The sequence below is a fragment of the Curtobacterium sp. Curtsp22 genome, from assembly GCF_059492135.1.
This window is the reverse complement of sequence record NZ_CP168519.1, coordinates 3,046,697-3,060,017: the sequence shown is the minus strand read 5'-3', so window position 1 is coordinate 3,060,017 and position 13,321 is coordinate 3,046,697. Positions and strand designations below refer to the sequence as shown.

General features: G+C 72.4%; 14 protein-coding genes. 9 read left to right on the top strand and 5 right to left on the bottom strand.

Annotated elements, in window-relative coordinates; genetic code table 11:
• Positions 1 to 5: 5 nt before the first annotated feature.
• Positions 6 to 596: a TetR/AcrR family transcriptional regulator gene (locus tag ACEN8D_RS14845; RefSeq protein WP_413400092.1), complete on the bottom strand. Its 591-nt coding sequence runs from the start codon at positions 594 to 596 to the stop codon at positions 6 to 8.
• A 53-nt stretch (positions 597 to 649) separates the two neighbouring features.
• On the opposite strand from ACEN8D_RS14845, the gene ACEN8D_RS14840 reads away from it, so the two are divergent.
• On the top strand, positions 650 to 1,861 hold the full coding sequence (locus tag ACEN8D_RS14840) for an MFS transporter (protein WP_495601050.1): 1,212 nt from the start codon (positions 650 to 652) through the stop codon (positions 1,859 to 1,861).
• Here ACEN8D_RS14840 and ACEN8D_RS14835 read toward each other — a convergent pair.
• Positions 1,767 to 2,105 (bottom strand): YciI family protein, encoded by a 339-nt coding sequence (locus ACEN8D_RS14835; protein WP_413400248.1) that lies wholly within the window; start codon positions 2,103 to 2,105, stop codon positions 1,767 to 1,769. The genes ACEN8D_RS14840 and ACEN8D_RS14835 overlap by 95 nt on opposite strands.
• Positions 2,106 to 2,169: 64 nt before the next feature.
• On the opposite strand from ACEN8D_RS14835, the gene ACEN8D_RS14830 reads away from it, so the two are divergent.
• The 4 genes from ACEN8D_RS14830 to ACEN8D_RS14815 all read left to right on the top strand — a co-directional run bounded on the left by ACEN8D_RS14830 (position 2,170) and on the right by ACEN8D_RS14815 (position 6,189).
• Positions 2,170 to 3,435 carry a sensor histidine kinase gene (locus ACEN8D_RS14830; RefSeq protein ID WP_495601049.1) on the top strand — a complete coding sequence of 422 codons (1,266 nt, stop codon included), beginning with the start codon at positions 2,170 to 2,172 and terminating at the stop codon, positions 3,433 to 3,435.
• Positions 3,417 to 4,097 carry a response regulator gene (locus ACEN8D_RS14825; protein ID WP_413461694.1) on the top strand — a complete coding sequence of 227 codons (681 nt, stop codon included), beginning with the start codon at positions 3,417 to 3,419 and terminating at the stop codon, positions 4,095 to 4,097. Before ACEN8D_RS14830 ends, ACEN8D_RS14825 begins: the two co-directional genes overlap by 19 nt.
• 137 nt (positions 4,098 to 4,234) lie before the next feature.
• On the top strand, positions 4,235 to 5,116 hold the full coding sequence (locus ACEN8D_RS14820) for an ABC transporter ATP-binding protein (RefSeq protein ID WP_413398321.1): 882 nt from the start codon (positions 4,235 to 4,237) through the stop codon (positions 5,114 to 5,116).
• Positions 5,113 to 6,189 (top strand): ABC transporter permease, encoded by a 1,077-nt coding sequence (locus ACEN8D_RS14815; protein ID WP_070418023.1) that lies wholly within the window; start codon positions 5,113 to 5,115, stop codon positions 6,187 to 6,189. The genes ACEN8D_RS14820 and ACEN8D_RS14815 overlap by 4 nt, the downstream gene beginning before the upstream one ends.
• Before the next feature lie 75 nt (positions 6,190 to 6,264).
• Here ACEN8D_RS14815 and ACEN8D_RS14810 read toward each other — a convergent pair whose 3' ends face one another.
• Positions 6,265 to 6,855 (bottom strand): TetR/AcrR family transcriptional regulator, encoded by a 591-nt coding sequence (locus ACEN8D_RS14810; protein WP_413398322.1) that lies wholly within the window; start codon positions 6,853 to 6,855, stop codon positions 6,265 to 6,267.
• A gap of 160 nt (positions 6,856 to 7,015) precedes the next feature.
• Between ACEN8D_RS14810 and ACEN8D_RS14805 the strand changes: the two genes are divergently transcribed.
• Positions 7,016 to 7,765 (top strand): SDR family NAD(P)-dependent oxidoreductase, encoded by a 750-nt coding sequence (locus tag ACEN8D_RS14805; protein WP_309776791.1) that lies wholly within the window; start codon positions 7,016 to 7,018, stop codon positions 7,763 to 7,765.
• A 40-nt stretch (positions 7,766 to 7,805) separates the two neighbouring features.
• Here the strand turns inward: ACEN8D_RS14805 and ACEN8D_RS14800 are convergent, their stop codons facing one another.
• Together ACEN8D_RS14800 and ACEN8D_RS14795 are read right to left on the bottom strand one after the other, a co-directional pair.
• Positions 7,806 to 8,309 carry a flavin reductase family protein gene (locus ACEN8D_RS14800; RefSeq protein WP_070418022.1) on the bottom strand — a complete coding sequence of 168 codons (504 nt, stop codon included), beginning with the start codon at positions 8,307 to 8,309 and terminating at the stop codon, positions 7,806 to 7,808.
• Positions 8,306 to 8,821 (bottom strand): NADPH-dependent FMN reductase, encoded by a 516-nt coding sequence (locus ACEN8D_RS14795; RefSeq protein WP_071303005.1) that lies wholly within the window; start codon positions 8,819 to 8,821, stop codon positions 8,306 to 8,308. The genes ACEN8D_RS14800 and ACEN8D_RS14795 overlap by 4 nt, the downstream gene beginning before the upstream one ends.
• 641 nt (positions 8,822 to 9,462) lie before the next feature.
• Here ACEN8D_RS14795 and ACEN8D_RS14790 point away from each other — a divergent pair.
• The 3 genes from ACEN8D_RS14790 to ACEN8D_RS14780 are packed head-to-tail and all read left to right on the top strand — an operon-like array spanning position 9,463 to position 13,309.
• Complete coding sequence (locus ACEN8D_RS14790) at positions 9,463 to 10,644, top strand: sugar ABC transporter substrate-binding protein (RefSeq protein WP_070418020.1); 1,182 nt, start codon at positions 9,463 to 9,465, stop codon at positions 10,642 to 10,644.
• Entirely contained in the window at positions 10,641 to 12,272 is a 1,632-nt protein-coding gene (locus tag ACEN8D_RS14785) for a sugar ABC transporter ATP-binding protein (protein ID WP_413398323.1), read from the top strand. The genes ACEN8D_RS14790 and ACEN8D_RS14785 overlap by 4 nt, the downstream gene beginning before the upstream one ends.
• A complete protein-coding gene (locus tag ACEN8D_RS14780; RefSeq protein ID WP_413398324.1) occupies positions 12,272 to 13,309 on the top strand; it encodes an ABC transporter permease in 1,038 nt (345 codons plus the stop codon). The genes ACEN8D_RS14785 and ACEN8D_RS14780 overlap by 1 nt, the downstream gene beginning before the upstream one ends.
• Positions 13,310 to 13,321: the final 12 nt, after the last annotated feature.

The following is a 13,321-nucleotide window of genomic DNA, read 5'->3' as shown; positions in this document are numbered from 1 at the left end:
GGACGTCAGGTGTGAAGTCCCGCAGGAACCGGTCGCCCCGCCGCTCCGAGGAGCGCGTCGGCGACGGCACGCGCGGTACCGGTTCCGAGGCCGGGTCCGCGGAGCCGCATCGCGAGGTACCCCGAGACGAGGAGCAGCAGCTGCTCGGCGAGTGCCCCGGCGTGCGCGCCGACCAGGGGCTCTGCCGACTCGGTCAGGCGTCGCCGCAGGGTGTCCGTCTCGCGGTCGAGGACGGCGCGGACGTCGGACGGGGCGTCGACGTACTCGGCCGCCGTGCCGAGGAACGCGCACCACCGCGACCCCGACGGCGTGGAGCGGTACGCGTCGAGGGCGTCGAACACCGCCAGCAGTCGGCCGCGGTCGTCCTCGGCGGCGTCGACGGCCCGGTCCCACGTGGCGAGCCAGTCGTCGTGTCGACGGGCCAGTGCCGCGGCGACGAGCGACTCCTTGCTGGCGTACCCGCGGTAGAGCGTGGCGCTCGAGATCCCCGCGCGCTCGAGGACGGCGTCGATCGGGGTCGCGGCGATGCCCTGGGTGAAGAAGAGCTCCTCCGCGGCGTCGAGCAGCTTCTGCTCGGTTCCTGGACGCATCGCCATGAGAGCACCCTAGGCTCTCAAAAGTGAAACGATCGTTTTCGTTACGACAGTCGGTGTTCCTGGGGAGCGGCCTCGGCCTGATCGCCGCGACGTACGGCCTGGTCCGGCTGGCGTACGGGCTGTTCCTGCCCGACGTCCAGCGGGACCTCGGGCTGCGCGCCGACGCTGCGGGGTGGGTCTCGTCCGGAGCCTCGGCGCTGTACTGCGTGGGTGCAGTGGTCGGGTACCGCTGTGCCGGTCGCGTGCCCCGGGTCCTCGTGGCGGTCGCCGCCTCAGTCGCGGGCGGTGGTGCACTCGGCATGGCCGCGGCCCGCGACCCCACGGCGTTCGCGATCGCATCGGTCGTCGGTTCGGCGGGCGCGGGGCTGGCCTCGCCCGCACTCGTCAGTCTCGTGACGACCCTCGTGCCGCAGCCGGCGCAGGGCCGGGCGCAGGCCGTGGTGAACGCCGGGACGGGCCCCGGCCTCGTCGCCGCGGGCGTGCTCGCGCTCGTGCTCCTGCCCGACTGGCGGACCGCGTGGACGTGGTCCGGGATCGCGGCGCTGGTCGTCGGGGTGGTCCTGCTCGCGTCCTCGTTGTCGTCCCGCCGGACGGCGACGACCGGGCAGGACCCCACGAAGCGAGCACCGGCCCCGGACCGGGCGTGGTGGACGGCGCACCGTGCGGTCCTCGTGCTCGCCCTGCTCTTCGGCGCAGGGTCGGCGGTCGTGTGGACCTACGGCCGCTCGGTGCTCGTCGACGCCGGCGCACCGGTCGCCGTCTCGGTGTCCGCGTGGACCGCGCTCGGCGCGGGCGGTGCCGCCGTCGTGGCGACCGCCCGGTGGACGAGTCGGCTCCGTGCCCGGACGCAGTGGACGCTCACCACCGCCGCCGTCGCCCTCGGTGTGCTGGCGCTCGGCACGATGCCGCAGTGGACGCCCGTGGCGCTCGTCGCGTGCGCGGTGTTCGGCTGGGGGTACACGGCGGCGACCGGGGCCCTGATCGCGTGGACCACCGAGGTCGATCCGGAGCGGTCGTCGGCCGGTACCTCGGTGCTCTTCGTGGCGCTCGTCCTCGGCCAGGCCGGCGGTGCCGCGGCGGCGGGAGCGGTCGTCGAACCGCTGGGGTCGCTCGGCACGTTCGGGGCCGGGGCGCTCGTGACGGCCGCCTGCGCGGTGCTCGGCACCCGGGTCAGAGCAGCGGGCGCAGCTCGATCTTCCGGTTGCACGCCACCGACGCCTCCTGCGCGACCCGCAGCGCGGTCTCGGCGTCCGGCAGGTCCATGACCCAGAACCCGGCGACGAACTCCGCCGGGTCCCCGACGAGCCCCGGGGTCGTGGTCGGCTCGGCACGCCGGGCGTCGACCACCACGGCGTCCGACGGCGCGGACACCCCGGCCGCGAAGACGACGGCGTCGCCGAGCCGCTCGTTGAGCGCGTCGACCGCGTCCGCCTCGGTCCGTGTCGCGGACTCGGCCCGACCGGCGGCCTCCGCCTGCCCGTCGTCGATGACGTTGACGAGGAACTGCATGGTGCCTCCCCTGTTCGGTTGGCGGCAGGCTACTCCGGCCGTCGCACCCGCTACCGTGGTGACCATGGGGACGACCGCGGAGTGGTCACGGCTGCCGGTGGGGCGCCGCGAGTTCCGCCAGGACGCCCTCCTCGCACTCGTCCTCGGCGCCGGACTGGCGATCACGACGATGCTCTACGGGTCGGCCGGGACCTACGGCGACGACCAGGCGGCGTGGTGGGTCTCGGCACTGCTCGTCGTGGCGAACGCCGCACCGGTCGCGTTCCGCCGCCGCTGGCCGATGACGATGGCGGTCGTCTCCGCGCTGGCCTTCGCGGCGACGCAGATCCTGCACGTGCCCGAGGTCTTCCTCGTGAACTTCACGCTGTTCATCGCCCTGTACACGGTCGGTGCGTGGTGCTCGGACCGTGTCCGGGCCGAGGTCGTGCGCTGGGTGGTCATCGGCGGCATGTTCGCCTGGCTGTTCGTCGCGATCGCCTTCGGCTGGGCGGTGCCGAACGCGCTGCCGAACGACGACGGCGGCCTCATCCCGCCGTACATCGCGCTCTCGCTGCTCAACATCGTGATCAACGTCATCTACTTCGGCGCTGCCTGGTACGCCGGCAACCGGGCCTGGGCGTCAGCGGTGGCGAAACACGAGCTCGACCTCCGCACCGCCGAGCTCGCCGCCGAACGCGAGCGGAGCGCTGCCCAGGCGGTGACGATCGAGCGCGTGCGCATCGCCCGCGAACTCCACGACGTCGTGGCGCACCACGTGTCGCTCATGGGGGTGCAGGCCGGCGCGGCTCGACGCGTGATCGGCCACGACCCCGAGCAGGCGACGGCGTCGCTCGGCGTGGTCGAGCAGAGCGCCCGGACCGCCGTCGAGGAGCTCCGCCGGATGCTCGGCACCCTGCGCGCCGACGAGGACGGCGGCGACGACGTCCGCGCCGCTCCGAGCACCGAGGGGCTCGGCCGGATCGGCGAGCTCGCCGACTCGGCCCGGACCGCTGGGCACCCGACCGAGTACGTCGTGGTGGGCAGCGTCCGCGACGTCCCACCCACGGTCTCGACGGTCGCGTACCGGATCGCGCAAGAGGCCGTGACGAACGTCCTCAAGCACGCCGGCCCGACGGCCCGGGCGGACGTTCGGGTGCGGTACCTCGACGACGGCGTCGAGGTCGAGGTCACCGACGACGGACACGGCGACCGGGCACCGCGGAACACCGCGGGCAGCGGACTCGGCCACGTGGGGATGCGCGAACGCGTCGCCGCGGTGGGCGGACGGATCGAGATCGGGCCGCGCGCCCGGGGAGGCTGGCTGGTGCGGGCATGGCTGCCGACGACCTGACCATCGTGCTCGCGGACGACCAGGACCTCGTCCGGGCCGGCTTCCGCGTCATCCTCGAGTCCGAGCCGGGGTTCCGGGTCGTCGGCGAGGCCGCTGACGGCGCCGATGCGGTCGAGGCCGTGCGGGCGCTCCGACCGGACGTGGTGTGCCTCGACGTCCAGATGCCGAACGTCGACGGGCTCGAGGCGGCGCGTCGGATCGCCGCGCTCCCGGAGCCACCGGCCGTGCTCGTCCTGACGACCTTCGACCACGACGACGCCCTCTTCCAGGCGCTCGAGGCCGGGGCGAGCGGGTTCCTGCTGAAGAACGCCTCCCCCGAGCGGCTGATCGACGCCGTCCGCACGGTGGCGGCCGGCGACGCGCTGCTCGCCCCGGACGTGACCCGCCGGGTGATCAGCCGCGCGACCGCCGGGTCCGGGGCGCCCGCGGCACCGGACGGCGACGAGGCGGTCGTCACGGCAGGGCTGACCGAGCGTGAGACCGAGGTCCTCCGGCTGCTCGCCCGCGGGCTGAGCAACGCCGAGATCGCGACGGCGCTGTGGGTCGGTGAGGCGACCGTGAAGACCCACGTGTCGAACGTCCTCCAGAAGCTCGGACTGCGCGACCGCATCCAGGCGGTCGTCTGGGCCTTCGAGCACGGCGTGGCCGGAACCCCCGCCTAGACCCCCGTCCGACCCGCGCACCCCCACGCGCCGGAGCCCGCGGCGCCCCGATCCCCGTCGCCAGCCGGAGGCGTCCGTCGCACCCCGCGCAATAGCGTCGACGCAGGCGGAGCGAACCGCCGCGAGAGGGGAACGACATGCTCACCATCGACGGGGTGACCAAGCAGTACGGCGACCGCCGCGTGCTCGACGACGTGACGTTCACGGTCGGCGACGGACGCCTGACCGGGTTCGTCGGCGGCAACGGCGCCGGCAAGACCACCACGATGCGGATCCTGCTCGGCGTGCTCCAGGCCGACGCCGGCACCGTGTCCATCGACGGCACCACGATCGGCCCGGCCGACCGTCGCCGTTTCGGCTACATGCCGGAGGAGCGCGGGCTCTACCCGAAGATGCCGGTCGCCGAGCAGATCACGTACTTCGCCCGGCTGCACGGCGTCGACAAGCGCACCGCGGCGAGCCGCACCACCGACCTGCTCGACCGGCTCGGCCTGGCGCCGCACGCCACGGACGCCGTCGAGAAGCTGTCCCTCGGCAACCAGCAGCGCGTGCAGGTCGCCGCCGCGCTCGCCCACGACCCCGAGGTCCTCGTGCTCGACGAGCCGTTCTCCGGCCTCGACCCGATGGCCGTCGACGTCGTGCTCGCCGTCCTGCGCGAGGCAGCGGCGGGTGGCGTGCCCGTGCTCTTCTCGAGCCACCAGCTGGACGTCGTCGAGCGGCTCTGCGACGACGTCGTGGTGATCGCCGGGGGCACGATCCGCGCCGCCGGCCCGCAGGACGAACTGCGGAAGCAGGCCGGCCCCGCCGCGTGGGAGCTCCTCGTCGACGGGGACGTCGCCTGGCTCCGCGACGAACCGGGCGTCACCGTCCGCGAGTTCGACGGCGGGTACGCCGTGTTCGAGGCCGACGACGCCACCGCGCAGCGCGCCCTGCAGCGGGCCGTCCAGCACGGCACCGTCGGGTCGTTCTCGCCGCGTGTCCCGCGGCTCAGCGAGGTCTTCCGGGAGGTCGTCCGATGAACGGCTCGTTCGTCCAGTCCGTCCGACTCGTCGCCGCGCGCGAGATCCAGGCCCGCGTCCGCAGCAAGGCGTTCGTCGTGTCCGCCTGCATCCTCATCCTCATGGTCGTCGCGTCGATCGTCGTCGGCGGCATCGTCGGCAAGGCCACGGCGGGCGACACCACCCCGGTCGCGGTCGTCGACGGGGTCAGCCTGCCGACCAGCAAGGGGCTCGACGTCACCGAGGCGCCGACCGCTGCAGCCGCCGAACGACTCGTCGAGAACGGTGACGTCGACGCGGCGGTCCTGCCGTCCGACGATCCGCTCGGCTACAAGGTCGTGGGGCTCGACGACGCCCCGACCGACGTCGTCCAGGCGCTGAGCGTCTCCCCCCGCATCGAGCTGCTCGACCCGAACGCGATCCCCGGTGGCCTGATCTACATCGTGGCGCTGGCCTTCGGCGTCGTGTACTTCGCGTCCGCCGTGACCTTCGGTCAGTCGATCGCGCAGAGCGTCGTCGAGGAGAAGTCCACCCGCGTCGTCGAGATCCTGATGGCGGCGATCCCGGCCCGAGCGCTCCTGGCCGGCAAGGTCCTCGGCAACAGCGTGATGGCCTTCGCGCAGATCGTCGCGGTGGCGATCGCGGCGGCGGTGACGCTCGCGGTCACCGGGCAGGACAACATGTTCACGGTGCTCGGCCCGAGCATGCTCTGGTTCGTCGGGTTCTTCGCGATCGGCTTCGTGCTCATCGCCTCGCTGTTCGCGGCGGCCGCGGTGCTCGTCTCCCGTCAAGAGGACGTCGGCAGCGTCACCACCCCCGTGATGATGCTCGTGATGATCCCGTACATCCTCATCATCGTCGCGTACAACAACCCGACGATCCTCGGCGTGATGTCCTACGTGCCGTTCAGCGCGCCGATCGGGATGCCGATGCGGATATTCCTCGGGACCGCCGAGTGGTGGGAGCCGATCCTGTCCCTCGTCATCGTGGCGGTCTCGGTCGTGCTCGTCGTGGTCGTCGGCGCCCGGATCTACGAGAACGCGCTGCTGCGCACCGGCAGCCGGGTGAAGCTGACGGAGGCACTGCGCGGCTGACGCCGCAAGACCGGACGGGAGGCGCGGTGCGGGTGAGCGGATCTGCTCACCCGCACCGCGCCTGGCGTCCCTGCGTCACGCCGGGAACGCGCGCAGCGCACGTTCCACGACGGCCGCGAGCTCGCGTCGGCTCGCGCCGCCGCTCGCCTGCACGGCGAGCCCGGCCGACACCGTGGCGACGTACTTCGCGAGTTCGTCCGGGTCCTCGTCGACTGCCAGGTCCCCGGCGTCCCGTGCGGCGCGGAACCGGTCGGCGATCCGCCGCTCACCGCCGGCGCGGCTCTCCTCGAGGAACTCCACGATCCGGCGGTCCTCGTCACCGGATGCGAGCCCGCCCTGGATGGACAGGCACCCGGCCGGCCGCCCCGGGGCCGTGACCGCGGCGACGTTGCTGCGGAGGTAATGCTCGGCGACCGCGCGCGCCGTCGGTTCGGCGAGCGCGTCCCCGACGTACGCCATCTCGACCTCGGCGTAGCGTCCCAGAGCCTTGCGGAACGTGGCCTCCTTGTTGCCGAACGCTGCGTAGAGACTCGGCCGGTTGATGCCCATCGCGGTGGTGAGGTCCTCGAGGCTCGTGCCGGCGTACCCCTGCCGCCAGAACACCTCGACAGCGCGCTCGAGCGCCTCGTCGGTGTCGAACGCACGTGGTCGTCCTCGTGTCGCCATGCCGAACCCCTCGATCTGTACCGCTGGGACCAGAATACCGCCATGGCCGGTTCCGTACCAGTCGGTACAGATTTGACAACCGGTGAGATCGGGTCTAGGTTCCATATCTGTACCGACCGGTACGCAAATGCTCCCGCGGGAGCTGGAGAGAGGAACGACCATGGGTGAGTTCACCGGGACCACAGCACTCGTCACGGGCGGGACGTCGGGCATCGGCCTGGCCGTCGTCCGTCGACTCGTCGCCGAGGGCGCGCACGTCGTCGTGACGGGACGTCGTCAGCACGCGCTCGACGCGGTGTCCGACGAACTCGGCGACGCGGTCACGACCGTGCAGGGCGACGTGGCGGTCGCCGCCGACGTCGAGCGGGTGTCCGCGGCGATCGCCGCCCGCGGGGAACAGCTCGGCCTCGTCTTCGCGAACGCCGGCGGCGGCGAGTTCGCGCCGCTCGGCCAGATCAGCTGGGACCACTACACGACGACGTTCAACGCGAACGTCGGTGGCGTCGTCAACACCGTGCAGGGAGCGCTGCCGCACCTGGCACGGGGCTCGGCCATCGTGCTGACCGGCTCGAACATCGACGTCAAGGGCAACCCGGCGTTCAGCATCTACGCCGCGACGAAGGCGGCGGTCCGATCACTCGCGCGGAGCTGGGCCGCCGAGCTCGTCGAGCGTGGCGTGCGGGTCAACGTCGTCGCTCCCGGGCCGATCGGCACGCCCGGCCTGTCCGGTCTGGCCGGCAGCCCCGAGGACGCCGAGGCGCTGCTCGGCGGGCTCGCGTCCGGGGTGCCGATGCAGCGACTGGGCACCGAGGACGAGGTCGCGGACGCCGTGCTCTTCCTCGGTTCACCGCGCAGCAGCTACGTCACGGGTGCGGAGCTGTACGTCGACGGGGGCGCGAGCCAGATCTGACCCGCCGCGGGCGCGCGCAGGCGCTCAGGCGCTCAGGCGCTCAGGCGCTCAGCGTCGCGAAGGCGGACCGGTGCCAGACCAGCGGGCTGTGCGCGAAGTCCGACATGAGCCCGAGGACCCGGAGCACGACGATGTCGTGGTCACCCGCCGGGTAGGTGTGCTCGACAGCGCACTCGAGCCAGATCGGAGCGCCCTCGAGGAAGACCGACCCCGACTCGGACACCGTCGTGTCGACCCCGACGAACCGGACCGACTTGTCCTTCGACGCGAGCTGCCGGGTGACCTGCGCGTGCCCCTCGCCGAGGATCGAGACCCCGATCGTGCCGGCCGCACGCAGCACCGGCCACGTCGACGACGTGTGCTGCACCGCGAACATCACGAGCGGCGGGTCCTGCGACACCCCCACGGTGAAGGACGAGGCGACGAGCACGGTGGGCTCGTCGTCGACGACGGCGGCGAGCGCCGCGACCCCGCAGGGGAAGCCGGAGAACGCCTGACGGAGGGCACCGAGGTCGGGGGCCTCGGGCGAGTAGGGGCTGATCATGAGCGGGTTCCTTCCTGGAGGCTCGCGGTCGCGCCGAGGACGACGTCGCGCCACCGGGCGAGCCAGACCTCGGTCGATGCGGGCTCGGAGTACTGCTTGTCGTTGAGGTACAGGGCCGGAGCCGGGACGGTCGCACCGAGCTCGACGAGCACAGGCTTGAGGAAGACCTCGGGGGCGAGGGCGTGCGCGGGGCCGGCGCCGAGCATGAGCGGGACGGCGACGACACCGGCGAGGCCGTCCCCGGTGGCGAACTGGTCGAGGAAGAGCTTGAGGACGCCGGTGTAGGTCGCCTTGAACGTGGGCGAGGCGACGACGACGAGGTCGGACGCGGCGACGGTGCGCACCGCGTCCGACACCGCGTCGTCGCCCCAGCCGAGCAGGCCCGGGCCGAGGTCGATCACGTCGACGACGTGGTCGGGTGCCCGACCGGTGAGGCGTTCGAGCACGACCGTGGCCGCGTCGAGCGTCCGAGATGCCGGCTTGGGGTTGCCGGCAACGACGGTGGTGATCATCGATCTGCTCCTGCGGTCGGGGACGGTATGCGACTGCAGTCCATCCGCCGTTCGTTTCGCCTCCGTGGCGCGCCCGTATCGGGTGGGTTACGCCAGGGGGCGCCGGATGCCACGGCGGGGAATGCCCTGGTCAGCGGGTGCCGCTCCGGGCGGGTCCGTCGCATTCCGCCAGCGGGGTCCGCTCGGCCGACCGCCGACTTGTGAGAGACGCGTTACCGGAAGTCGGCGCGATTGCTTCCGGGGTGTTTCGCCCGGGCGGCGCCGCCGCACGGACGCGCGGATCCGCACCGCTCCGGGGTGGGGCGGCGGGATCGCCCGCCCCGGAACGGCGCGGCACGGCGGCTCGTCGACGCCGTGGTGCCGGTGGCCTAACACCGGCGAAACAAACGCCTAACAGGACCGTTACCGCCGGGCACCCGCTGGCGGCCCGCAGCCCGTTACATTCGCATCAGCCCCACCGGAGCGGCCCAGTCACCCCCCGACGCATCGCCCCCGGCGGAGCGCTCTCCCACACCCCGAAGTGACCGACGCCCCTCGTCGTCATGCCCACCCCGCGCCGCGGGGTGTTCGGCGTACCCGCAGCACCGGCAGCACCCGCACCCGCACCCGTCCCCGCACCACGTCCTGGAGGTCCTCGACCGATGTCGTCCCCCGCACCCACCCGAACGCGGCTCGCACGTCCCGCGCTCCTGGCCGCCGCACTCAGCGGTGTGCTGTTCTTGTCCGCCTGCTCCGCCACCTCGACGGCCTCGACGGACTCGTCCGACGACTCCGCCGGGGTCGAGCACGCCACCAGCCAGATCACGGCGGCGAGCGTCGACCCGGAGTTCACCTTCGAGGGCAAGCCGTTCGACATGTCGAAGATCGCGGGCAAGACGATCTTCAACATCCCGAACTCGTCCGCCGTGCCGTTCATCGTGTCCGTCGACGAGGCGGGGCAGCAGCTCGCCGAGGAGTACGGCGCGAAGTGGATCGAGTACACGAACCAGGGCACGCCGACCGAGCAGTCCGCCGGCATCGACCAGGCGATCAGCCGGAAGGCCGACATCATCGTCCTCGCGCAGGGCGTCAACGGCGAGCTCATCGTCCCGGCACTCAAGCGCGCGAAGGCCGCCGGCATCCCGGTGCTCATCAGCCACACGTACCAGACGGGTGAGGCGCTCCCCGACCAGCTGCAGGACCTCGTCGCCGCCCAGGTGACCGCGCCCTTCCACGAGGCCGCGAAGCTCAACGCCGACTGGGCCATCAAGGAGACGAAGGGCGCGGGTGACGTGCTCATCATCACCTCGTCGGAGGTCCCGCCGTCGGACGGCATCGTCAAGGCGATGCAGGAGGAGTTCGACGAGTACTGCTCGGGCTGCAAGGTGAAGGTGACGAACGTGCCGGTCGCCGACTGGGCGACGAAGATCTCGTCGACCGTCCAGTCCGCGATCCAGTCCGACCCGAACCTCGACTACGTCCTGCCCGTGTACGACTCGATGGCCCTCTTCGTCGAGGCCGGGGTCACGGCGGCCGGCAAGACCGGCCAGGTCTTCACGTCCTCGTACAACGGGACGCCCGCGGTGATGAAGATCCTGCAGGAGGGCAACGTCATGACGATGGACATCGGCGAGAACATGGAGTGGCTCGCCTACGCCACGCTCGACCAGGCCGGTCGCGTCCTGACCGACACCCCGATCATCGAGGACGGCGACGAGCAGACCCCGCTCAAGGTGTTCACGAAGGACAACGTCGACGAGGCCGGCACGCCGCCCGCGCCGAGCAAGGGCTACGGCGACGCGTACAAGACCGGGTACGAGGAGATCTGGGGTCCGGCGAAGTGAGCGCCACCCGGGAGGCACGGCGCAGATCCGCAGCGTCCGCTGCGGTCGTCGAGGCGGGTGCGACCACCGCGCCGGTCCTGCGGATCAGCGGGCTCACCAAGCGGTTCGGCGGACTGACCGCGCTCGACGACGTCGAACTCGAGGTCCGTCCGGGCCAGGTGCACGCGCTGCTCGGCGAGAACGGTTCCGGCAAGTCGACCCTCATCAAGATCCTGTCCGGCACCTACGAGCCGGACCCGGGAGCGACGATCGAGGTCCGTGGCTCCCGGCTCCCGCTGCCGGTGCCTCCCGGGTACTTCCGCCGCGTCGGCATCAGCTTCGTGCACCAGGACCTGGCCCTCGTGCCGTCGCTCGGGGTGACCGAGAACCTCCGGCTCGCCACCGTCGTCGCCGGCCGCGGTCCGTTCGTCCGCTGGGGCGCCGAGCACAGGGCGGCCGCGGAGCTCTTCGCCCGCTACGGCGTGGACATCGACCCGCGGGCCCGGATCGAGGAGCTGACCGACACGCAGAAGGCGCTCGTCGCGATCCTGCGGGCCGTCGCCGAGCTGGGCGACGACCGGGCGCTCATCGTCCTCGACGAACCGACGGTGTTCCTGCCGAAGGAGGACGCGGACCTGCTCTTCCGCGTCGTCAAGGACCTCGTGTCCGACGGCCGCACGTCGGCCCTCCTCGTGTCGCACGACATGTCCGAGGTCCTCGAGCACGCCGACCGCGTGACGGTCCTCCGGGCCGGTCGGGTCCAGGCGCACCGGGACACCGCGACCACGACCGCGGACGAGCTCGTCTCACTCATCGTCGGACGCGGGCTCGACGGCGCGGCCGCACGCAGTGCCCGCCCCGCCACCACGGGCGACGCGGTCGTGACGGTCCGGGACCTCCGGGCCGGTGTCGTCGACGGGCTCTCGTTCGACGTCGCGGACGGCGAGGTCGTCGGCATCACCGGGCTCGCCGGCTCGGGCGTCGAGGACGTGCTTCCCGGCCTGTACGGCGCCCGGGCAGCGACCGGGACCCTCACGGTCCGGGACGCCACGGTCGACCTCGGCGCCACCAGCCCGGCGACCTCGATCGCCCGCGGGGTCGTCTACGTCCCCGCCGACCGCAAGCGCGAGGGCGGTGCCCTGACCCTGTCCGTCGAGCAGAACGTGACCCTGCCCGTCCTCGGGAAGCTCCGCGGACTGCTCGGGCTGTCGCCGGCACGGGAGCGGTCGCACGTCGAGGGCCTCGTCCGCGACTGGGACGTCCGCCCCGCCGACCCCTCCGCACTCTTCGGCACGCTCTCCGGCGGCAACCAGCAGAAGGCCGTCCTCGCGAAGTGGATGCAGGACGACCCACGGCTCGTGCTGCTCCAGGAGCCGACGCAGGGCATCGACGTCGGCGCCCGTGCGGCGATCTTCTCGATGCTCCGCCGGACCGCCGACCAGGGCGTCTCGATCGTCTGCGCCTCCACCGACTACGACCAGCTCGCCCAGATGTGCGACCGGGTCGTGGTCCTCGCCCACGGCCGCGTCCACGACGTGCTCACCGGCGACCGGATCGACCGCGACGTCATCGCGGCGGCCGTCGTCGCCAGCCTCGTCGATCCCGCTCCCTCCTCCCCCGACTCCTCCCCCGTCAAGGAGACCGCCTGATGTCCACCACCGCCGAACCCGCCCTCGAGACGTCGATCGTCCGCCCCACCCGCCCGCGCTTCTCGTGGGGGCACACCGAGCGCTACGCCCTGCTCGGCGCCTGGCTCGTCATCGTGATCGCGTTCAGCATCGCGCTCCCCGACACCTACCCGACCCTCGGGAACCTGCAGAACATCCTCGGGTCCCAGTCGGTGCTGCTCATCCTGGCGCTCGGCTTCCTGTTCCCCCTGACCGCGGGTGAGTTCGACCTGTCCGGCGCCTCGACGATGTCGCTCTCCGCCATGACGATCGCCGTCCTCAACGCCAAGATGGACATCCCGCTGCTGCCGGCGATCCTGGTCGGCCTGGCGATCGGCGTGGTCGTCGGCCTGGTGAACGGCCTGCTCACGGTCGCGTTCCGGATCGACTCGTTCATCGTGACGCTCGGCACCTCGACCTTCATGATCGGGATCATCCAGTGGATGAGCGCGTCCTCGTCGGTGACCGGCATCGACCCGGCGCTCGTCCAGGCGACCGTCGGGTGGCGCGGGCTCGCCGGGCTGCCCCTGGCGTTCGTCTACGGCCTGATCGCCACCGTGGTCGTCCTCGTCGTCCTGAGTGCCACGCCGGTCGGTCGACGGCTGCTGTTCGTGGGCACCGGTCGCACCGTCGCCGAGCTCTCCGGCCTGAACGTCCGCCGGCTCCGCGTCGGCGCGTTCGTCGGCGCGGGCCTCACCGCCGCGGTGGCCGGGGTCGTCTACGCCGGCACGCTCGGCGGAGCGGACCCCTCGAGCGGGCAGTCGTTCCTGCTCCCCGCGTTCGCCGCCTGCTACCTCGGGGCCACCGCGATCATCCCCGGGCGCTTCAACGCCAGCGGCACCTTCATCGCCGTCTACTTCCTGTTCTCCGGCGTCGTCGGGCTCCAGATGCTCGGCGCCGACAACTTCGTCCAGCAGCTCTTCTACGGCGGTGCGCTCATCGTCGCCGTCGCGGTCTCCCAGACGATCCGACGGCACTCCGTCGCGAGCGCCGCCAAGGCCGCCGCCAAGCAGTCCTGACCCTCCTCCACA

Coding starts and splice junctions, on each gene's coding strand:
- ACEN8D_RS14845 (WP_413400092.1), bottom strand. CDS start 596: ATGGCGATGCGTCCAGGAACCGAGCAGAAGCTGCTCGACGCCGCGGAG.
- ACEN8D_RS14835 (WP_413400248.1), bottom strand. CDS start 2,105: ATGCAGTTCCTCGTCAACGTCATCGACGACGGGCAGGCGGAGGCCGCC.
- ACEN8D_RS14830 (WP_495601049.1), top strand. CDS start 2,170: ATGGGGACGACCGCGGAGTGGTCACGGCTGCCGGTGGGGCGCCGCGAG.
- ACEN8D_RS14825 (WP_413461694.1), top strand. CDS start 3,417: ATGGCTGCCGACGACCTGACCATCGTGCTCGCGGACGACCAGGACCTC.
- ACEN8D_RS14820 (WP_413398321.1), top strand. CDS start 4,235: ATGCTCACCATCGACGGGGTGACCAAGCAGTACGGCGACCGCCGCGTG.
- ACEN8D_RS14815 (WP_070418023.1), top strand. CDS start 5,113: ATGAACGGCTCGTTCGTCCAGTCCGTCCGACTCGTCGCCGCGCGCGAG.
- ACEN8D_RS14810 (WP_413398322.1), bottom strand. CDS start 6,855: ATGGCGACACGAGGACGACCACGTGCGTTCGACACCGACGAGGCGCTC.
- ACEN8D_RS14805 (WP_309776791.1), top strand. CDS start 7,016: ATGGGTGAGTTCACCGGGACCACAGCACTCGTCACGGGCGGGACGTCG.
- ACEN8D_RS14800 (WP_070418022.1), bottom strand. CDS start 8,309: ATGATCAGCCCCTACTCGCCCGAGGCCCCCGACCTCGGTGCCCTCCGT.
- ACEN8D_RS14795 (WP_071303005.1), bottom strand. CDS start 8,821: ATGATCACCACCGTCGTTGCCGGCAACCCCAAGCCGGCATCTCGGACG.
- ACEN8D_RS14790 (WP_070418020.1), top strand. CDS start 9,463: ATGTCGTCCCCCGCACCCACCCGAACGCGGCTCGCACGTCCCGCGCTC.
- ACEN8D_RS14780 (WP_413398324.1), top strand. CDS start 12,272: ATGTCCACCACCGCCGAACCCGCCCTCGAGACGTCGATCGTCCGCCCC.